The 18,789-nt window shown below is 75.7% G+C and carries 21 protein-coding genes; 8 read left to right on the top strand and 13 right to left on the bottom strand.

The genetic code is table 11. The annotated features are described in order from the left end of the window. Nucleotides 1–82 precede the first annotated feature (82 nt). Nucleotides 83–481: a VOC family protein gene (locus ABUL08_RS06115; protein ID WP_350935335.1), complete on the top strand. Its 399-nt coding sequence runs from the start codon at nucleotides 83–85 to the stop codon at nucleotides 479–481. Between the two features lie 11 nt (nucleotides 482–492). Here the strand turns inward: ABUL08_RS06115 and ABUL08_RS06110 are convergent, their stop codons facing one another. From ABUL08_RS06110 to ABUL08_RS06090, 5 genes are all read right to left on the bottom strand, one after another. Beyond that, a complete protein-coding gene (locus ABUL08_RS06110; RefSeq protein ID WP_350935334.1) occupies nucleotides 493–1,176 on the bottom strand; it encodes a helix-turn-helix domain-containing protein in 684 nt (227 codons plus the stop codon). 80 nt (nucleotides 1,177–1,256) lie between these two features. Further along, nucleotides 1,257–2,477, bottom strand: a complete 1,221-nt coding sequence (locus ABUL08_RS06105; RefSeq protein ID WP_350935331.1) for a dolichyl-phosphate beta-glucosyltransferase — start codon at nucleotides 2,475–2,477, stop codon at nucleotides 1,257–1,259. Between the two features lie 11 nt (nucleotides 2,478–2,488). After that, nucleotides 2,489–4,678 carry a glycosyltransferase family 39 protein gene (locus ABUL08_RS06100; RefSeq protein ID WP_350935329.1) on the bottom strand — a complete coding sequence of 730 codons (2,190 nt, stop codon included), beginning with the start codon at nucleotides 4,676–4,678 and terminating at the stop codon, nucleotides 2,489–2,491. A 45-nt stretch (nucleotides 4,679–4,723) separates the two neighbouring features. Beyond that, on the bottom strand, nucleotides 4,724–6,184 hold the full coding sequence (locus ABUL08_RS06095) for a HAMP domain-containing sensor histidine kinase (protein WP_377522292.1): 1,461 nt from the start codon (nucleotides 6,182–6,184) through the stop codon (nucleotides 4,724–4,726). Nucleotides 6,185–6,209: 25 nt separating this feature from the next. Then, on the bottom strand, nucleotides 6,210–6,950 hold the full coding sequence (locus ABUL08_RS06090) for a response regulator transcription factor (protein WP_350938525.1): 741 nt from the start codon (nucleotides 6,948–6,950) through the stop codon (nucleotides 6,210–6,212). A gap of 164 nt (nucleotides 6,951–7,114) precedes the next feature. On the opposite strand from ABUL08_RS06090, the gene ABUL08_RS06085 reads away from it, so the two are divergent. Both ABUL08_RS06085 and ABUL08_RS06080 read left to right on the top strand, forming a co-directional pair. Further along, nucleotides 7,115–7,948 carry an FAD:protein FMN transferase gene (locus ABUL08_RS06085; protein ID WP_350935327.1) on the top strand — a complete coding sequence of 278 codons (834 nt, stop codon included), beginning with the start codon at nucleotides 7,115–7,117 and terminating at the stop codon, nucleotides 7,946–7,948. Nucleotides 7,949–8,013: 65 nt separating this feature from the next. Beyond that, nucleotides 8,014–8,811, top strand: coding sequence for an alpha/beta fold hydrolase (locus tag ABUL08_RS06080; protein WP_350935325.1), 798 nt, complete (start codon nucleotides 8,014–8,016; stop codon nucleotides 8,809–8,811). Between the two features lie 15 nt (nucleotides 8,812–8,826). Here the strand turns inward: ABUL08_RS06080 and ABUL08_RS06075 are convergent, their stop codons facing one another. Continuing rightward, the gene (locus tag ABUL08_RS06075) at nucleotides 8,827–9,060 is read right to left on the bottom strand and encodes a hypothetical protein (RefSeq protein ID WP_350935323.1); all 234 of its coding nucleotides are present in this window, start codon (nucleotides 9,058–9,060) and stop codon (nucleotides 8,827–8,829) included. A gap of 176 nt (nucleotides 9,061–9,236) precedes the next feature. Here ABUL08_RS06075 and ABUL08_RS06070 point away from each other — a divergent pair, with 176 nt between their 5' ends. Beyond that, nucleotides 9,237–10,184: a serine/threonine-protein kinase gene (locus ABUL08_RS06070; RefSeq protein WP_350935321.1), complete on the top strand. Its 948-nt coding sequence runs from the start codon at nucleotides 9,237–9,239 to the stop codon at nucleotides 10,182–10,184. An 80-nt stretch (nucleotides 10,185–10,264) separates the two neighbouring features. After that, nucleotides 10,265–10,690 carry an OsmC family protein gene (locus ABUL08_RS06065; protein ID WP_350935318.1) on the top strand — a complete coding sequence of 142 codons (426 nt, stop codon included), beginning with the start codon at nucleotides 10,265–10,267 and terminating at the stop codon, nucleotides 10,688–10,690. A 1-nt stretch (nucleotide 10,691) separates the two neighbouring features. Here ABUL08_RS06065 and ABUL08_RS06060 read toward each other — a convergent pair whose 3' ends face one another. Continuing rightward, complete coding sequence (locus tag ABUL08_RS06060; protein ID WP_350935317.1) at nucleotides 10,692–11,642, bottom strand: endonuclease/exonuclease/phosphatase family protein; 951 nt, start codon at nucleotides 11,640–11,642, stop codon at nucleotides 10,692–10,694. 322 nt (nucleotides 11,643–11,964) lie between these two features. Between ABUL08_RS06060 and ABUL08_RS06055 the strand changes: the two genes are divergently transcribed. After that, nucleotides 11,965–12,798, top strand: a complete 834-nt coding sequence (locus ABUL08_RS06055; protein ID WP_350935316.1) for a hypothetical protein — start codon at nucleotides 11,965–11,967, stop codon at nucleotides 12,796–12,798. 7 nt (nucleotides 12,799–12,805) lie between these two features. Here ABUL08_RS06055 and ABUL08_RS06050 read toward each other — a convergent pair whose 3' ends face one another. The 5 genes from ABUL08_RS06050 to ABUL08_RS06030 form a co-directional block, all read right to left on the bottom strand. Then, a complete protein-coding gene (locus ABUL08_RS06050) occupies nucleotides 12,806–13,324 on the bottom strand; it encodes an ATPase (RefSeq protein ID WP_350935314.1) in 519 nt (172 codons plus the stop codon). 113 nt (nucleotides 13,325–13,437) lie between these two features. After that, on the bottom strand, nucleotides 13,438–13,884 hold the full coding sequence (locus ABUL08_RS06045; protein WP_350935312.1) for a response regulator: 447 nt from the start codon (nucleotides 13,882–13,884) through the stop codon (nucleotides 13,438–13,440). Between the two features lie 73 nt (nucleotides 13,885–13,957). Further along, on the bottom strand, nucleotides 13,958–14,305 hold the full coding sequence (locus ABUL08_RS06040; protein WP_350935309.1) for an STAS domain-containing protein: 348 nt from the start codon (nucleotides 14,303–14,305) through the stop codon (nucleotides 13,958–13,960). Between the two features lie 88 nt (nucleotides 14,306–14,393). Next, a complete protein-coding gene (locus ABUL08_RS06035) occupies nucleotides 14,394–15,434 on the bottom strand; it encodes a cobalamin B12-binding domain-containing protein (RefSeq protein ID WP_350935308.1) in 1,041 nt (346 codons plus the stop codon). Continuing rightward, nucleotides 15,431–17,191, bottom strand: coding sequence for a PP2C family protein-serine/threonine phosphatase (locus ABUL08_RS06030; RefSeq protein ID WP_350935306.1), 1,761 nt, complete (start codon nucleotides 17,189–17,191; stop codon nucleotides 15,431–15,433). Before ABUL08_RS06030 ends, ABUL08_RS06035 begins: the two co-directional genes overlap by 4 nt. A 273-nt stretch (nucleotides 17,192–17,464) precedes the next feature. On the opposite strand from ABUL08_RS06030, the gene ABUL08_RS06025 reads away from it, so the two are divergent. Then, nucleotides 17,465–17,797: an STAS domain-containing protein gene (locus tag ABUL08_RS06025; protein WP_350935305.1), complete on the top strand. Its 333-nt coding sequence runs from the start codon at nucleotides 17,465–17,467 to the stop codon at nucleotides 17,795–17,797. Between the two features lie 47 nt (nucleotides 17,798–17,844). After that, the gene (locus ABUL08_RS06020; RefSeq protein WP_350935303.1) at nucleotides 17,845–18,192 is read left to right on the top strand and encodes an STAS domain-containing protein; all 348 of its coding nucleotides are present in this window, start codon (nucleotides 17,845–17,847) and stop codon (nucleotides 18,190–18,192) included. Nucleotides 18,193–18,282: 90 nt separating this feature from the next. On the opposite strand, the gene ABUL08_RS06015 is transcribed toward ABUL08_RS06020, so the two are convergent. Then, on the bottom strand, nucleotides 18,283–18,597 hold the full coding sequence (locus ABUL08_RS06015; protein ID WP_350935302.1) for a hypothetical protein: 315 nt from the start codon (nucleotides 18,595–18,597) through the stop codon (nucleotides 18,283–18,285). Nucleotides 18,598–18,789 lie beyond the last annotated feature (192 nt).

The raw sequence follows: 18,789 nt of genomic DNA, 5'->3' as shown, positions 1-18,789 counted from the left end.
GGCCATGAGGGGCACACGCATCACTCGGCCCCGGTCCGTTCCGTTCAAGACCTCGGGCCGGGGACGGCCCTACCGTGGCCGGATGGCACCCCACTTCGACCTCATCGGTCTCGTCGTCTCCGACATGGCCCGCAGTCTCGACTTCTACCGGCGACTCGGGCTGGACATCCCACCCGACGCCGACACCGAGGACCACGTGGAGGTGACGCTCCCCGGCGGCCTGCGGCTGGCCTGGGACGAGGCCGGCATGGTCCGGACCTTCCACCCCGGGTGGCGACCGCCCACCGGAAGCCCGCGCGCCGGTCTCGCCTTCCGGTGCGCCGACGCGGCCGAGGTGGACCGGTACTGGACCGAGCTGACCGGGGCCGGATTCCACGGCGAACTGGCGCCCTGGGACGCCTTCTGGGGGCAGCGCTACGCCACCCTGCACGACCCCGACGGCAACGGTGTCGACCTGTACGCCCCGCTGTCCGCCGGCTGAGCGGCCGGTCGTCAGCCGGTCAGGGCGGTGGGCGGCACCCCGGCCAGGTCGCGCACGTCCCGGGTGAGGTGGGCCTGGTCGGCGTACCCGGCCCGGGCGGCCACCTCGGCCCACGGGGCACCCGCGCGGGCCAGGGCGAGCGCCCGGCGCATCCGCAGGATCCGGGCGAGGGTCTTCGGGCCGTACCCGAAGAGGGCCAGGCTGCGACGGTGCAGGGCGCGCGGGCCGAGGCCGACCTCGGCGGCGGTCGCGGCCACGGTGGCGCCGGCGGCCAGCCGGGCGGCGACCCGCGCACCGAGCGGGTCGGGGCCGCCGGCCGCCCGCAGCCGGGCCACCGCGATCCCCTCCAGCGCCGCGGCGACCGCCCCGACGGGCAGCTCGGCCACCGGGTGGGCCGCGGCGCCCAGCAGGTCGATCAGGGGAACCCGCTGGTCCCGCAGGTCGTGGGCGGGCACCCCGAGGACGGCCGGCCCGGTGCCGGGCGGCAGCCGCAGCCCCACCCACCGCTCCCCCGGGACGCTGGTGGAGACGTGGGCGGTCCGGTCCGGCCCGGCGACCAGCAGCCCCGCCCGGCTGGACCACAACAGGTCCAGACAGCCGTCCGGCAGCACCCGGGTCACCCGGCCGCCCGCCCCGGCGTCGCTGCGCCAGACGACCGCCCCGGGGATCCCCACCGCCGCCCGTTCCCGGTACACGGCCCCACCCTTGCGCACGGCCCCACGTCGACGCCACCCCGGTCCGACCCGCCGGTCGGACCGGGGTGGCGGCGACGGCGTCAGGGGCGGCGGTGGTGCAGGGCGAGGCGGAGCAGGGCGAACCGCACCGCGGTGGCCACCAGGTTGGCGGCGACCAGGACCGTCAGCTCCAGCGGGCGGGACGGTGCGGTGGCGGCGTGCAGCGCGGCCAGCGACCCGCTGGTCAACGCCAGCCCCGTCGCCAGCGCGAGCAGGCCCTGCAGATGGTGCCGGGCGGCGTGCCGACGCCCGGTGATGCCGAAGGTGACCCGCCGGTTCGCGGCGGTGTTCGCCACCGCCGTCACCAGCAGGGCCAGCAGGTTCGCCGCCTGCGCCCCGAGCACGCCCCGGCCCGCCACGAACAACGCCAGGTACGCCAGCGTGCCGGCCACCCCGACGGCGGCGAACCGGGCGAGCTGCCGGGGCAGCCCCAGCGGCACCTGCGCCGGGGGCGGCGCGAGCGGGGCGCGGCCGAGCTGCGCGCGCAACTCGGCCAGCGGCAGCGCGCCCGTCACCAGGGCCCGGGCCAGCCGGCCGATGCCGCGCAGGTCGGCCAGGGCGGTGGCCACGATGTCCACCCGGCTGTCCGGGTCGTCGACCCAGTCCACCGGCACCTCGTGGATCCGCAGCCCGGCCCGCTGGGCCAGGACCAGCAGCTCGGTGTCGAAGAACCAGCCGGTGTCCTGCACCAGCGGCAGCAGGCGGGCGGCCACGTCGGCCCGGATCGCCTTGAAGCCGCACTGCGCGTCGGAGAATCGGACCGCCAGGGTGCCGCGCAGCAGCAGGTTGTAGGCGCGCGAGATCACCTCCCGCTTGGCGCCCCGGACGACCCGGGAGGTGCGCGCCAGCCGGGTGCCGACGGCCAGGTCGGAGTGGCCGGACAACAGCGGCGCGACCAGCGGCAGCAGGGCCGCCAGCTCGGTGGAGAGGTCGACGTCCAGATAGGCCAGCACCGGCGCCGGCGACGCCGACCAGGCCGCCCGCAGGGCGCGTCCCCGCCCCTTGGCGGCCAGGTGCAGCACCTCGACGCCGGGCAGCTCCGCGGCGAGCGTACGGGCCACCGCGAGGGTGCCGTCGACGCTGGCGTTGTCCGCGACGGTGATCCGGAACGGGTACGGGAAGTGTGCGGTCAGGTGGGCGTGCAGTCGCCGGACGCAGGGCCCGAGGTCCCGCTCCTCGTTGAAGACCGGCACCACCACGTCGAGCACGGCGGTCGGCGTGGCCGGCCGGGCCCGGACGGCGGTACGGACGGCGGACGTCATCGCGGTCGACCTCACTTTCCACTGGTCAGGTCATAGACGGTGACGCCGTCGACGGTCGTCGCGGAGTAGTGCTCGGCGACCCAGGCGGCGATCTCCCGGGAGGCGCTGCTGCCGCCGTCGGCGCGGAACCCGCCGCCGCCGAGGAAGTAGTGGATCTTCCCGTCGGCGACGTACCGCTGGAACTGCGCGAGGGTCGGGGACGGATCGCTGCCGTTGAAGCCGCCGATCGCCATCACCGGCCGCCGGGTCGCGAGCTGGTAGCCGGAGGCGTTGTTCGACCCGATCGTCGCGGCCACCCAGGTGTACGCGTCGGCGTCCGCCGTCAGCAGCGCGGTCATCTCGGCGCTCGGCGCACGGGCGTCGAGCAGCCCACCCATGCCGCCGCCCCGGGTACCGCGGCCGTCCGGCCCGGCGCCGCCCGGGAAGCCCGGGAACCATCCGGTCTGCCCGCCGGTGCTGCCCGGTCCGCCCGGCAGCCCCGGCAGCTGCCCGTTCTGCCCGGTGCCGCCGTCCTGGCCCGTGCCGCCGTTCTGGCCCGGAGCGCCGGGGAAGCCGGGGAAGTCCGGGAACTGGCCGCCGGGTGGCCGACCGCCGGGGAAGCCGCCCCGGCCGGGACCGACGGCGCCCTGCACGAACGGACCGGCCGTCGGGATCGAGCCGGTGTGCGGGGTCGCGGCCGTCTGGAGCGAGTAGGCGACCGGGCCGGCCAGCGCGGCGCAGACGCCGAGCGCCAGCACCACCGGGCGGACCCGGCGGGGCAGCCGGTCGACGAGGACGAGCAGCACCGCGGCGGCGAGCCCGACGACGATCACGCCGCTGCGCAGCCACGGCTGCCAGTCGGCGCCGCGTGCGAGCAGCCGCCACGACCACCAGGCGGTGGCCACCAGCGTGAGGGCGAGGACGGCGGTCGCGGCCGGGGCGCGCCAGGCGTGGACCCGTTCCACCGGCCCGGCGCTGCGGCGTTCGCGCCAGAGCAGGGTGACCCCGATGCCCACCAGCGCGCCGACGGCCGGGGCGAGGGCCACCGTGTAGTACGCGTGGAAGATGCCGGACATGAAGCTGAAGATCAGCCCGGTGACCAGCAGCCAGCCGCCCCAGAGCAGCAGACCCGCCCGCCGCCGGTCCGTCCTCGGCGCCCGGCCCACCAGCACCAGTCCGGCGACCAGCAGGATCAGCGCGGCCGGCAGCAGCCAGGAGATCTGCCCGCCGACCTCGGTGTCGAACATCCGCAGCCACCCGGTCTGACCGGAGAACGGACCGCCACCACCCGGCCGGCCGCCGCCGCCCACGCTGCCCACCTCGTCGCCGGTGAGCCGGCCGAGGCCGTTGTAGCCGAGGGCCAGCTCCAGGACGCTGTTGTGCTGCGACCCGCCGATGAAGGGGCGGGCGCTCGCCGGCACGAGTTCGACGATCGCCACCCACCAGCCGGCGCTGACCAGCAGGGCCAGCCCGGACAGCAGCAACTGCCGCACGCGACGCCACAGCCCGGTCGGCGCGGCCAGCAGGTACACCCCGGCGAGGACCGGGACCACCAGGAACGCCTGGAGCATCTTGGTGAGGAAGCCGAGGCCGACCAGCACGCCGACCAGCGCGAGCCAGCGGGTGCTCGCGGTCTCCACCGCACGGACCGTGGCGTACGCGGCGGCGACCAGGAGGAGGACGAGCAGGGCGTCCGGGTTGTTGAAGCGGAACATCAGCGTGGCGACGGGGGTGGTGGCGAGCACCGCGCCCGCGACGAGTCCGGCGACCCCGCCGTACCAGCGGCGGACGGTGGCGAAGAGGACGCCGACCGAGGCGACGCCGAGCAGCGCCTGCGGCACCAGGATCGACCAGCTGCTCAACCCGAAGATCCGTACCGACAGGGCCATCAGCCAGAGCGAGGCCGGGGTCTTGTCGACGGTGATCGCGCCGGCCGCGTCGGACGCGCCGTAGAAGAACGCCCGCCAGCTCTCGGCACCGGCCTGCACGGCGGCCGAATAGAACGCGTTGGCCCAGCCGGACGCGCCCAGCCCCCACAGGTAGAGCAGCCCGGTGGTCAGCAGCAGCGCCACCAGGGCCGGCCGGGTCCACCGGGGGTCGGCCGGCGGCGGCCGGTCACCGTCGCGGCGGGCCGGTTCGGGACCCGGCGTGGGCGGCGCGGGAGCCTCGGGTACGGCCGTCGGCGAGCCGGGCGCGGTCAGCAGGCGTTCTGTTCTGTCCATGCCGGGAAGCCTCCGGCGGCCCGCTGGCCCGGTCCCGTGAGCGACCTATGCGTCCGCTGTGGAATCGGGCAGCCGGACGGTGAAGACGGTGCGGCCGGGGCGGCTGGCCACCTCGACCCGGCCGTGGTGGGCGTCCACCACGGCGGCCACGATGGCCAGGCCGAGACCGGTGCTGCCGTGCGCCCGGGACCGGGAACTGTCCCCGCGGGCGAACCGCTCGAAGACCTCCGCCTGGAGGTCGGCCGGGATGCCCGGACCGTCGTCGGCGACGCTCAGCTCGACCCCGCCGGCGACCGGGGCGAGCCGGGTGGTCACCGTGGTGCCGGGTGGGGTGTGCACCCGGGCGTTGGCGAGCAGGTTCGCCACCACCTGGTGCAGTCGGGCCGCGTCGCCGCTCACGCCCACCGGCTCGTCGGGCAGGTCGAGCTGCCAGCGGTGCTCCGGGCCGGCCACGTGCGCGTCGCTGACCGCGTCGACCACGAGCGCGGTCAGGTCCACCGGCTCGGCGACCAGCGGCCGGCCGGAGTCCAGTCGGGCGAGCAGCAGCAGGTCGTCGACGAGGCTGGTCATCCGGGTGCTCTCCGACTCGACCCGGCGCAGCGCGTGGGCCACGTCCGGGGGCACCCGGTCCCGGCCGCGCCGGGCCACCTCGGCATAGCCCCGGATGGCCGCCAGGGGGGTACGCAGCTCGTGGCTGGCGTCCGCGACGAACTGGCGTACCCGGGTCTCGCTGGCCTGCCGGGCGGCGAGCGCGGCGGCGACGTGGCCCAGCATGCGGTTCAGCGCGCCGCCCACCCGGCCCACCTCGGTACGCGGGTCGGTGTCGCTCTCCGGCACCCGCACCGACAGCGCCACCTCGCCCCGGTCCAGGGGCAGCTCGGCGACCCGCCCGGCGGTGGCGGCGACCCGGTTCAGCGGGCGCAGCGCGGCCCGGACGATGAGCGCGCCGAGGGCACCCGCGACCAGCAGCCCGGCGGTCACCACGCCGGCCTGGGCGAGGACCATCCACATGACGATCTCCTGCACCCGGCTCAGCGGGTAGGCGAAGACCAGGACGTCACCGTCGGGCACCTGCCGCGCGACGGCCCGGTAGTCGCCGTGGTCGTCGAGTTCCACGGTGCGGGGCTTCCCGTCGGTGGGCAGCCGGGTCAGCGGGGTCACCTCGTCCGCCGGCAGCGGCTCGGCCGTCCCGGCCGTGGTCCGGATCCGGCTGCACGTCACCCGACCGTCCGCCACCTTGACCGCCACCGAGCTGGACGGGAAGCCCGCCGGCGGCTCCGGCCCGCACGACAGGGTGTTGCTCGGGCGGGGGAAGGACGCCGGGTCGCGGAAGAACGGGGGCACGTCGTCGCGACGTCGGTCGCCGGCGGTGAGCTGGCTGTCGACCTGGGTGACCAGGAAGTGCCGCAGCGCGACCGTGGTCAGGCCGCCGATGCCGACGCTGACCAGGGCGAGCAGCGCCACCACGGAGACCACCAGCCGGCGGCGCAGGGTCCAGCCGGCCAGCCAGCCCCGCAGCCGCCCGGCCCGGTCACTCGGCGGGCTTGAGGACATACCCCGCGCCGCGCAGCGTGTGGATCATCGGCTCCCGGCCGGCGTCGATCTTCTTCCGCAGGTACGAGATGTAGAGCTCGACGACGTTGGCCTGGCCGCCGAAGTCGTAGTTCCAGACCCGGTCGAGGATCTGCGCCTTGCTGAGCACCCGGCGCGGGTTGCGCATCAGGTAGCGCAGCAGCTCGAACTCGGTGGCGGTGAGGGTGATCATGTCGCGCCCACGGCGTACCTCGTGGCTGTCCTCGTCCAGGCTGAGGTCGCCGACGGTGAGCACGGCGTCCTCCCGGGCGGCGACGGCGAACCCGGAGCGGCGCAGCAGGGCGCGCAGCCGGGCGATCACCTCCTCCAGGCTGAACGGCTTGGTGACGTAGTCGTCGCCGCCGACGGTGAGCCCGGCGATCCGCTCCTCCACCGCGTCCCGGGCGGTGAGGAAGAGCACCGGCACCGTGGGGGTCTGCTCGCGCAGCCGGCGCAGCACCTGGAAGCCGTCGAGGTCGGGCAGCATCACGTCGAGCACCACGGCGTCCGGCTGGAACTGGCGGGCGGTGCTCAGCGCCGCCATCCCGTTGCCGGCGCTGCGCACCTGCCAGCCCTCGTAGCGCAGGGCCATCGAGAGCAGGTCGGTCAGCGTCGGCTCGTCGTCCACCACCAGCACCCGGACCGGCTCGCCGTCCGGTCGGCGCAGCTCGATCCGGCCCTGCGCGGCCTGCCCCTCCATGACCATGTCCCCCATCGTGGGCGCGGCGGCTGTAGCGACCCTGTCCCGATCCTGTGTACCAGCTGTGCGGGCGGTCCACCCCCGGTCGACCCGGTACGGGCCCGCACAGCCGGACCACAGGTCCGACCCACCTGCCCTCCAGGCGGGGCGGGCAGGCTGCCCGGATGAGCATGGACGGGACCTTCGAGGTCCGCTGGTGGTGGCGCGAGCGGCCGGTACGGGTGGCGGTGACCGAGCGTACGGCGTTGCCGGCGGTCCGCCGGGTGGTGGCGCGCGGGCTGGCCGCGTTGCGGACCGCCGAGGCGGAGCTGGGGCGGGCGCACCGGGCCGCGGGTCGCCCCGCGCCGGTCGGCCCACTGCTGCGGGACCTGGTCGCGGTGGCGCTGGGCGCCGCGGAGGCCAGTGGTGGGGCGGTGGACCCGACCATCGGGGCGGCCCGGCTGCGGCGTACCGCCGGTCGGGGCGGCCTGCCGGTCTGCGGCTCGGGGATCGGGCCGGTGGGGGTGCCGGCGGACTGGCGGGCGGTGACGCTGCGCGGGGAGTTGCTGGCGGTGCCGCCGCCGCGCTGGCTGGACCTGGGTGGGACGGCCACGGCGTACCTGGTGCAGCGCTGCGCGGAACGCGCGGCGGTCCGGCAGCGGACCGGCGTGCTGGTCGCGGTCGGCTCCCGGGTCGCCGCCGCCGGCCCGGCGCCGGACGGCGGGTGGCCGGTCGCGGTCGACGGCGGACCGACCACCCTGGTCGACGGCGCGCTGGTCACCGCCGACGGGCACCGGCCGGACGGTGGCGGGGTACGCGACCCGCGTACCGGAGGGGCGGTGGCCTCACCCTGGGCGGCGGTGACGGTCGCCGCGCCGGACGCGGCGCGGGCCGCGATGGTCGCCGTCGCCGCCCTGGCACGCGGGCCGGAGGGGCCGGCCTGGCTGGCCGCCCAGGGGGTCCCGGCCTGGCCGGTGGCCCGACGCGCGCCTCTTCCGCCGACTGCTACCCGGTGGTAACTTGCCGGCATGTCCATCGACGGCCGTCCACCGCCGGCAGACCTCCGCCCGGGGCGGGTCGACCGGTGAGCGGGCCGGTACGGGTGGCCTTCGAGCGGCGCGGCTCCGGCCCGCCGCTGGTGCTGCTGCACGGCATCGGACACCACTGGGCGGCCTGGTCGCCGGTGCTGGACCGGCTCGCCGAGGCGCACGACGTGCTGGCCGTGGACCTGCCCGGGTTCGGCCGCTCACCGCTGCCGGCGGCCGGCCTGCCGGCGGACATGCCCGCAGTGGTCCGTGGGGTCGCCGAGCTGTTGACCGCGCTCGGCCTGGACCGTCCGCACGTCGCGGGCAACAGCCTCGGCGGCGCGATCGCCCTGGAACTCGCCGCCGCCGACCTGGTCGCCTCGGCCACCGCCCTCTCCCCCGCCGGCTTCTGCACCGCCGTCGAGCTGCGCCGGGCGGTGACCGTGCTGAGCCTGCACCGCAGCGCGACCCGACTGCCCGCGCCGGTGCTGCGGGCGCTCCTCGCGTCGGCGCCCGGCCGCACCCTGGCGCTCGGCATGATCCTGGCCCGTCCCGACCGGCTGACCGTCGAGGCGGCGCTCGCCGACGCCCGGGCGCTGCGCGACGCGCCCGCCTTCCGCGCGGTGGCCCGCGCCGGCCGGGGGTACGCCTTCGTCGGCGCGCCGACCGTGCCGGTCACCGTCGCCTGGGGCACCCGGGACCGGATCCTGCCGTACCGGCAGGCGGCGCTGGCCCGGTCCCGGCTGCCGGCCGCCCGTCACCTGGACCTCACCGGCTGCGGTCACGTGCCGATGCACGACGACCCGGAGCTGGTCGCCTCGGTCATCCTCGGCACCACCGGCGCGGTCGCCGGCTGAGCGGCACCCCGGCGGTCACTCGGTGGCGCCGAACGGATCGGTGCGGACGAAGCGCATCGTCCAGCCGCCGTAGCCGTCGCGCCGGTCCCGTTCGTACAGGTGGTCCGCCTCGTCGCCGGCCGGGGAGGGCTGCCGACCGGGGTGGCGCACGATCCACCGCTCCGGCGGTCGGCCGTCGGGGTCGGCGGGCAGTTCCCGGACCAGCTCGTCGGCGGGTCCACCGACGAACCGTACGCGCACCACACCCACCCGGCACCACCTTCCGCAGTCGAAGTGTCACGCTTCGCGCACGACGCTCCTGCTGGGCAAGCTACCCCGCGCGCGATCGCGTTCCCGGCGGTTTGCCCAGCTCGGACCCGGGGTACCGCGACCCGAAGGCCGTGACGGCCGTGGGAGAACGGCGGACCGAGGACGAGGAGCGATCGATGAGGACGCTGGGCGGGCGGTACCGGCTCGAACAGCGCATCGGCATCGGTGGCATGTCCGAGGTGTGGCGCAGTCACGATCTCGTGCTGGACCGGCCGGTCGCGGTGAAGCTGATCTCGCCGGGGCAGGACGAGGGCGCGACGTCGGTGGAGCGGATCCGGGACGAGGCCCGCTCGGCCGCCCGCCTGGTGCACCCCAACGTGGCCAGCGTGCACGACTTCGGCACCGCCACGCCGATGCCGGGGTGCGAGGTGCCGTACATCGTGATGGAGCTGGCCGAGGGCGAGACGCTCGCCGCCCACCTGCGTGACGGCGCGCTGGACTGGCGGATCGCCGTACGGGTCTGCGCCGAGGTGAGCGCCGCGCTGGCCGCCGCGCACGCGCACGGCATCGTGCACCGCGACGTGAAGCCGGCCAACGTGATGCTGACCCCGTCCGGGGTGAAGGTCCTCGACTTCGGCATCGCCACCCCGGCCGGCGCCCCGGACCGGACGCCGGACGGGATCGTGGTGGGCACCCCGGCCTATCTGGCCCCGGAGCAGCTGGACCGGCAGCCGGCCACCCCCGCCGCCGACATGTACGCCCTCGGCGTGCTGCTCTACTACTGCCTCACCGGCCGGCTGCCGTACGCGGCCAGCAGCACCACCCAGCTGCTGGGCGAACGGCAACGGCAGGCGCCGGAGCCGTTGCCGGAGATCGACGGGCTGCCGGCCGAGGTGGCCGACCTGTGCCGGCGCTGCCTCGCCGACGACCCGCTGGTCCGGCCGAGCAGCCTGATGGCCGCCCTGGTGCTGGCCGAGGTGGTGGACGCCCGGGTGTACGTGCCGATGCTCGCGGCCCCGCCCCGGCAGCGCGGCGGGGTGGTGTCCCCGTGGACCGACCGGGCCGCGACCGAGGCGACCGAGGCGGTGGCGCTGGACGGGCCGCCGACCGCCTGGGGCGGCTGAGGCACCCGCGCGCGTGGCCGCCGGGCGTTTCACCCGACGGGGGTCGGGAACCCCGGCCGGTGAGTGACGGGAGGAACGCGATGCCGGATCCGAGTTCCTGGCTGCATGAGGCCACCGCGACCGCGGCGGGCGGCCACGTACGTACCGACGACGGTGGGCTCTCCTCGGCGCTGGCGTCGCCGCTGGCGCCGCACTGCACCGGCCTGACCCCCGAGCAGCTGCTGGCGGCGGCGTTCGCCTCGTGCCTGCACCACGCGGCGGTGGAGGCGGCCGGCGAGATCACCGACGAGGCGCACACGGTGCAGGTGACCGCGGAGGCGAAGCTGGGCCGCGACGACGACGGGCGCTACCGGGCGGACGTGCGGGCGCAGATCTCGTCGGCCGGGTTGAGCCGGCAGCAGCTGGCCGAGCTGGTCGAGTACGCCGACCGGCTCTGGCCCTTCTCCAGCGGCGACAACTCGCGGCACCGGCTGACCGTCACCCCGGCCGAGAACGGCCGGCACTGACTCACCAGCGGAATCCGGCGGTGACCGCCCGGTGGTCGCTCTCCGGGGTGCGCAGCACCCCGGCCGAGGTGGGGGTCAGCCCCCGGTAGAGGACGTGGTCCGGTCGGGTCACCGGCACGGTCGACGGCCAGGTGAAGCCGAAGCCCTGCCCGGCGTCGGTCTGGGCGTCGTGCAGCAGCCGGGTGAGCGGCACGAAGACCCGGTCGGTGGTGGCGGTGTTCAGGTCACCGAGCACCACCAGCCGGGGCGCGTGGTCGTCCCGGACGGTCGCCGCCAGCGCGGCGAGGGTCTCGTCCCGGGTGGCGGTGTGCCCGGCGCGGGCGGAGCCGAGGTGGACCACGTAGACCACCAGGTCACCGTCGGGGGCGGCGACGACGGCGCGCAGCGCCCGGGTCCAGCCGAGGCCGGTGTCGACGCCGGTGGAGTCGCGGATCGGCCAGCGGCTCCAGAGGGCGACCGTGGAGACGGTGGCCCGATGCGGATAGCGCGCGCCGAGGGCGGCGTCGATCCGCCCGTCGTCGTCGACCTCCTGGAGGGCGATGAGGTCGGCCCCGGAGCCGGCGAGCGCGTCGACGGTGGCGGCCGGGTCGGGATTGCCGGAGCGGAGGTTCTGGCTGGCGACCCGGACGGCGGCGGGGCCGGCCCCGGCGGCCGGGGGAATCCAGTCGCCGCCGTACAGGGCCGCCCAGACCACCGCCGGCACCAGCACGGCCGCCAGCGCCCACCGCGACCGGCGCAGCAGCGCCGCGAGGGCCAGCAGGGGTACGCCGAGACCGAGCAGCGGGGTGGCGCTGTCGAGGAGGCTGCCGAAGCCGTGCACGTTGGGGACGGCCCGGTGCCCGGCGAGCACCGCGGCGAGCAGGACGGCGAGCAGGCCGACGCCGAGTCCACGTCGGCCTCGGGGCGGGCTCGGCTCGTCGGCCGTCGGCTCGTCGATCACGCGTTCCGTCACCGTCCGCATCGTACCGAGGGGTGGCGGGTCGGCGGTGCCGATCGCCGGGCCCGCGCACCTCCGCTTCGGGGTGGAGGGGTGGTCACCGGTTAGGACGAGTGCCGCCCTGACCGGACGGTGGATCCCGGGTCGCCGCCTCCCAGACGTGATCTTGTGCCTGCTTTGACAGTCTTTGTTATTAGATTCCGGCTATTTCGGAAGAGCGGATTGCGCCGGCTTGCTGGCGTGCCGGGGGAAATGAACGGGCGGATAACGGCAAATTGTGACTCAAGCCACCAAGTACCCCGATGGCAACGGCCCCGAAGCTCTCTAGCCTCGGCGGGTGCATCCCGACGACTCCCCCGCGCAGCAGACGACCGAGACGCGACCCGCTGGACGCTCCACCGAGGTCGCATCAGCCGAACGGACCATCGGACGCCACCGCACCCCGGAGCCGCCCCGCCGCCGGGCCCTCGCCTCCACCCCGGCCCGGGTCGCCGTGGCCACCGGGGTGAGCTGCTGCCTCGGCCTCGTCGCCGTCGTCGGCGCCCGGGACACCGGGCAACGCCACGAACCCGTCCGCGAGGTGCTGGCCGACCGGGCCGCGGCCGCCGCCGAGGCCGACCAGCGCGCCTCCCGCGACTTCACCCGCAGCGCCCCGCCCGCCGCCCCGGCGCTGGCGGCCGTCCCCCGGCCCGGCGCCACCGCCCCGGCGCCACGCAGGCCCGTCGCGCCGAAGCGGCCCCGCCCGGTCGCCGGACTCGACCAGCTCCAGATGGACAACGCCAAGGTCATCGTGGACGTCGGACGGGGCATGCGGATGCCGCGCCGGGCGCTGGTCGTGGCGCTCGCCACCGCCATGCAGGAGAGCGACCTGCACAACCTGGCCAGCGAGGTGCTGCCCGAGTCGTACGACTATCCGCACCAGGGCAGCGGCGCCGACCACGACTCGCTCGGGCTGTTCCAGCAGCGCCCGAGCAGCGGCTGGGGCAGCGTCGCCGAGCTGATGCGTCCCGCGTACGCGGCCCGGGCGTTCTACGCGGCGCTCGACGAGGTGCCCGACTGGCAGGAACTCAGCGTCACCGACGCCGCCCAGGCCGTCCAGGTCTCCGCGTTCCCCGACGCGTACGCCAAGCACGAGAAGCGGGCCACCACGGTGGTCGACGCGCTGGTCTGAGCCCCGCTCAGGCCGCGCTGCGCTCCCCCGGCGCGTCGGTCGCCGTACCCGCCGCCAGCCGGGTCGCCGGCACGCCGGCCGCAGCGGTCGGGGTGTCGGCCGGCACCGCCTCGACAGCCGCGCCACAGAGGAGTTCGTCGACCCGGGCCGCGCGCCGCCGACGGGCCAACAGCGCCGCCTCCAGGTCCCGGCGGGCCCGCACCGCCTCCTCGTACGCCCGCTCCCGGACCTGACGGGCCTCCTCGCGGGCGGCGTCCAGCTCGCCGCGGGCCCGGGCCAGCAGGTCGGCCGCCTCCCGCTCGACGTCCGCCGCGCCCGACCGCACCGCCACGACGTCGCCGTCCGCCGGCCCGGCCAGCAGGTCGCGCAGGAGGGTCGCCTCGTGCCGGATCCGGTCCCACTCGCGGCCCGCCCCGGCGGCGCTCTCCGCGCGCGCCGCGAGCCGGCTCAACCGGACCCCCAGCTCGTCGAGGCAGGAGTCGACCTGCCGCTGGTCGTAACCGGTCCCAACGACGGAGAACCTCATACTGTCGCCCCCCAGGCAGCTGATGTTTCCTTCCCCACCTGACGATCCTGGGCGCTGCCGGCGCGGACCGAGGCGGTTCGGGAAAAATGTTCAGCATCCGGAGGTCGCGCGGGTCAACCCCGCTTGGGCAGCACCACCACGCGGCCGAAGAACTCGTCGATCCGACGCACCACGTCGTTGAAGTCGTCCAGGTCGATCGGCTTCGTCACGTATGCGTTCGCCTGGAGGGTGTAGCTGCCGACGATGTCGGTGTCCGCGTTCGAGGTGGTCAACACGACGATCGGGATGGTCCGCAGGTCCTCGTCCTGCTTCACCTCGCCGAGCACCTGCCGGCCGTCCATCCGCGGCATGTTCAGGTCGAGCAGGATCACGTCCGGGCGGCGCGCATCGGTGTGCCGACCCTCCCGGCGGAGGAACTCCATCGCCTCCTGGCCGTCGTTGACCACGTCGATGACCTTCTCCACGTCGGAGTCCGCGAGGGCCTCCTCGATCATCAGGACGTCACCCGGGTCGTCGTCCACCACCAGGATGCGAACGGGGCTGGGAGTGCCTGGACCCATGGATCTACCTGCTTCGTCTCGAAGGCGGAACGGGACCACTCGGTCACCTGTCAGCGGGGCGAAATCTAGCCCATCACGAGGCCGACTGCGACCTCGGGTCGGCCACCTGTGGGTCGTACTCGAGCACCTCGGCGAGCCCGGTCACCCGGAGCACCCGGGCCACCCGGCCGGTCGCGCCGGTGACCCGCAACCAGCCGCCCGCGGCGGCCGCGTGATTGTCCCCGCGGACGAAGGCCGCGATGCCGGTCGAGTCGCAGAAGATGAGCTCGGTGAGGTCGACCAGGAACTCGCGGACACCGTCGGCCGCCAGGCGGTCGATCGCGGCGTTCAGCTCCGGCGCGGTGCTCATGTCCAGCTCTCCGGTGAGACGCAGGTGCGCCGATGCGCCGTCCTGTCCGGCGTACGCGACGGTGAAGGTCACCCTGCCCCCCTCGCTCCGGACCGCAGGCGGATGCTTGCAGCGGAGCAAGTATAAGCAGGCGGCGGTCAGCCGTCGTCACCCGACGACGTCAGCGCGCCGCCGACGCCGACACCAGCTCCCGGCTCTCCGCCAGGAACGCGGCGGCCCGCGGGAAGTCCCGCAGCACCTGAGCGTAGTGGTCGAGGGTCAGCCCGACCGCGCCGGCCGGCACGCCTCGGCTGGTCAGAATCGACACCAGCCAGCCGACGAAGTCGGTGAAGAGGGTGGCGTCGTCGACGTAGAGCGCGGCGGCCAGGAAGTCGACGATGTAGCCCAGGTCGCTGATCGTGGAGTCGAGCTGGGCGACGGTGTAGTCGTTGACGCTCGGCACCCGCTCCCGCAGGTCCGCCAGGGCGCTGTCGATCAGCTCCCCGCGCCGCTTCGTCAGGCTCGCGTACTCGTCGTCGGCCAGGTGGTCCAGCCGGGGCGGGGTGACCCGGCGCAGTGCCCGCTCGTCGGCGACGAGATCGGCGGCCGACGGCGCGTCCGGCGCCCACGGCACCCCGAGCCGGGCGGCCCAGCGCCCGTCGTCACCGAAGCCCCGCCCACCGACCAGCACCGGCACGTCCGCCCGACGGCACGCCTCGATCATCCGGTGCGCGTACGGCAGCCGCATCGGCAGCGCGCACGCCAGGGCGACCGCCTCGGCGTCGTACCGGTGCAGGTAGGACACCAGGTGGGCGGCCGGCACGCTGGCGCCGAGGAAGGTCACCTGCCAGCCGCGCAACCGCAGCACCTCGGCCACCAGCCGGGGCGGCAACGCGTGCCACTCCCCGTCCATGCAGGCGACCACGATCCGGCCACGCACCGGGCGCGGGTTGACGTACGCGGCGACCGCCGCCACGACCCGCTCGCTGATGTGCGTGGCGGCGTGCTCCTGGGCCACGCTCCACTCGTTGCGGGCCCACCGCTCCCCCACCTCGGCCTGGGCCGGGGCGACCAGCTCCAGCAGCACCCGCTCGGCGGGGACACCCGACTCCAGCAGCCCGAGCGCCACCTCGACCGCGCCGTACTCGTCGGCGTCGGCCAGGAACTCCAGATAGCCGGGGTAGGCGTGGGCCGGATCGGCCTCGGTGGTGGTCGCGGTCACGCGCTGCTCTCCCTCGGGTCGTCGGCACGGGCCAGGGTGGTCACCGCGTGGAGGTGTCGGGGCGCCCGGGCTCCGGTGCCGGTCGCGCGCAGGGCGAGCACCGCGATGTCGTCGTGGTCGCCGTGGGCCAGCCAGTCGCAGGTCACCTGCTCGATCCGCTCGGCGAGCGCCGGCGCCGGCATGCGGGCGCAGCCGGAGATGGCGGTCAGCAGCCGGTCGGTGCCGAACTGCTCGTCGCCCCGCCGGCCGCCCCGCGCCTCGGTGACGCCGTCGCTGTAGAGCAGGCACGTCTCGCCGGGCTCCAGCCGGACGGTGACCTCGCCGATGCGGGGGTCGGGCACCACGCCGATGAGCATCCCGCTCAGCGGCACCACCTCGACCTCGCCGGAGGCCCGCAGCACCAGCGGCGGGAGATGGCCACCGCCGGCCATGGTCAGGGTGAGGCTGCCGTCGCGGTGCGGTCGCACCACGCCGAGCACCATCGTGGCGAACCGGCCCTGGCCGTGTGCCTGGGTGGTCTCCAGCAGCGCGTCGTTGAGCAGCTTGAGCAGCCGCCCCGGCTGTGACTCCACCCGGTGCAGCGCCTGGAGGCACTGGCGCAGCTGCCCGGTGAAGACGGCCGCCTCCACCCCCTTGCCGGAGACGTCACCGAGGAAGAAGACCGAACCGCCGTCGGCGAGCCGGTGCGAGCCGTAGAAGTCGCCGCCGATGCGCAGCCCGGCCTGCGCCGGCCGGTACGCCGTACCCCACTGCACGCCGGTGGCCGCGGTCGGCTCGACGGGCACCAGGCTGGCCTGGAGGGTGTCGGCGACCTCGGCCTGGTCGCGATAGAGCACCGCCGTGGTCAGGGCCGCCCCGGCCCGACCCGCGAAGGCGCGGACCAGGTCGACGTCGGCCTCGTCGTACCAGCGGACGGCGCGGCGGGCGACCAGCAGCACGCCGGCCGGATCGTCACGGCCGGGCAGCGGCACCACCCGCGCGGTCGCCTCGGCGGCGGTCAGCCCGGGCAGCCAGCCGGCCTCCACCGCCTGCTCGACCAGCCAGTCCAGGGTGTGCGGTTCGGCGCCGGAGAGGCCCTCCGCGATGGCCACCGGCAGCGCCGTCGCGCTGAGCATGCCGCTGTCCACGGCCGGGGCCTCGTCGTCCGAGCGGGAGGCGCGCCACCAGCGGGCCCGCCCCGAGCGCGGGGCCAGCACCAGTACGGCGACGTCGGCGAGGGTGGGCACGGCGAGCCGGACCACGGCGGCGGCGGCCCGGTCGGGGTGCAGCGGGTTGCCGAGCTTCTCCCCCACCACGGCCAGGAACGCCGACCGGGCCCGCTCGGCGAGCAGGGCGTCGGCGCGGCTGACGCTCTCGGTGACGTCCTCCACGTACCAGCAGCAGCGGGCGGCCGAGAGCGGCACCTGACGCAGCCGCAGCCGGCGGTCCCCGTGCGTGAACTCGGCGGGACCGGTGCCGGAGAACAGCTCCAGACCGCTGGCCTCGAGCACCTCCCCGGTGCGGACCTCGGGCAGCAGCCGTTCGGCGACCGGGCTGACGTGCCGCACCACCCCGTCGGCGTCGCAGACGATCAGGCCCTCGCGGAAGTGCTCGACGACCTCCGACCAGTCCGGCGCGGCGGAGCCGCGGTCCGGTGCCAACGGGGGCAGGGCCGGCCGCGCGGGCGCGGCGGCGGACCACGCCGTGGCCCGTGCGGCACTCGGCGTGGAGATCCGTCCGTCGCCGGGCTCGGAGTCCCTGACGTCGGCAGCAGTCACCAGCTGGGCCCCACTCCTTGTCGACATCCGCGGCGTCGATACCCGCGGTCCACCGGATACGGCGTGTGTGTTCCAATCTCTTCGCCCCACCCTACGCCGGTATGCCGGGACCGCCACTCCGGCGGCCGGAGCCCGGCTGGACGTCGTCACCGGGCGGGGTGGTTGCCCGGTTGTTACGATCCGGACAGTCCCTGCCCCGATCGACACCGGCGGAAAGGTGTGAGTGTGGTATCCCAGCGGAGGAAGCCCGAGGCGACACCGCTCAGCATCTCCGTGGACCGCACCGACCCCGACGCTCCCGTCGTCCGGATCGGCGGGGACCTGGCCTTCACCACCGCCGCACCGCTGCGCGCCGAGGTGGACCGGCTGCTCGCCGAGACCCCGCCGGCCATCGTGCTGGACTTCGCCGACCTGCTCTTCATCGACAGCACCGGCCTGTCGGTGATCGTGCACGCCTGGCGTGAGGGTCAGCAGGGCGGCACCGCGATCCGGCTGCGCGCCACGCCCCGCTTCCTGGAGACGATCCTCGACATGACCGGGGTCACCGGCCTGCTCGCCCGGCCGCAGCCCGGCGACCGGGCCGACCGGTCCGCGGCGTCCGCCTGAGGTACCCCGGGGTTTCCCCACCGGGCCCGGCCGGGAACAATGGAGGCATGCCCGCCCAGCTGTTGACCATCGAGGTGAGCCGGCTCGACGCCGGCGGCGCCCGACTCCGGCTGGCCGGCGAGCTCGACTTCGACACCGCGCCCCAGCTGGTGGCCGCCGCCGCGGAGCTCCGCCGGAACGGCCACCAGGAGCTGCTGCTCGACTTCACCGACGTCGGGCTCTGCGACTCCTCCGGGCTCAGCGCGCTCGTGGTGATCCACCGCGCCGGCGCCGGTCCGGTCCGGCTCACCGGCACGAACGAGCAGGTCCAGCAGCTGCTGGACCGCACCGGGCTGGGCGAGCTGCTGGCCGTGGCGCCGCCGGTCGCCCGCGACGGCTCCCGCGAGGTCGGCTGAGCGCAGGCCACCCCCACCGCCGGTCCCCGGACCGCCGGAGGGGGGTGGCCCCCGACCCTGGGACCAGGGGTCGGGGGCCGGGAGGAAAGCTCAGGCGGCGGGGGTCGGTTGCAGCCTCGGCCCGCTCTCGCGCAGCTGCTGCACGCCGGGCGGCTCGGCGTCCTCCGGTGGACCGGAATCCGGCGTCTGGAACAGATAGCGGACGAACTCCCCACCCGCCTCGTTGTCGTCCGCTCCGGGCCACTGCCCGACACAGTCGACGCCGACCACCTCACGGCCGGTGCCGTCGGCTTCCTCCAGCAGCGCCCAGAGGGTCACCGGATAGCAGCGGGTGGCCTCGGGGCCCACCTGCCAGCGGGCGTACCAGCCGGGTCGGGCGGGGACGATCTCGACGATCTGCTTCATGACGACCTTCCCTTCCGCGTGCGTCGGAAGATTTCCGGTCCGTCCCGAGCGTGCCGCCCCGCCGGGTGACCGGCCCTCACCCGCTGCGAGTGAAGCTGACCGACCGGGTCGCCGGGGCCGTCGCGCCGACCGTTTCGGTGCCGGGCACCCGGGAAGGCTCACCGTCGGAAGCACTCCGACGAGGAACGAGGT

It is taken from the genome of Micromonospora sp. CCTCC AA 2012012 (assembly GCF_040499845.1).
Classification (GTDB): domain Bacteria; phylum Actinomycetota; class Actinomycetes; order Mycobacteriales; family Micromonosporaceae; genus Micromonospora; species Micromonospora mangrovi.
The sequence above is the reverse complement of the archived record's forward strand: the minus strand, read 5'-3'. Positions and strand labels throughout refer to the sequence as shown.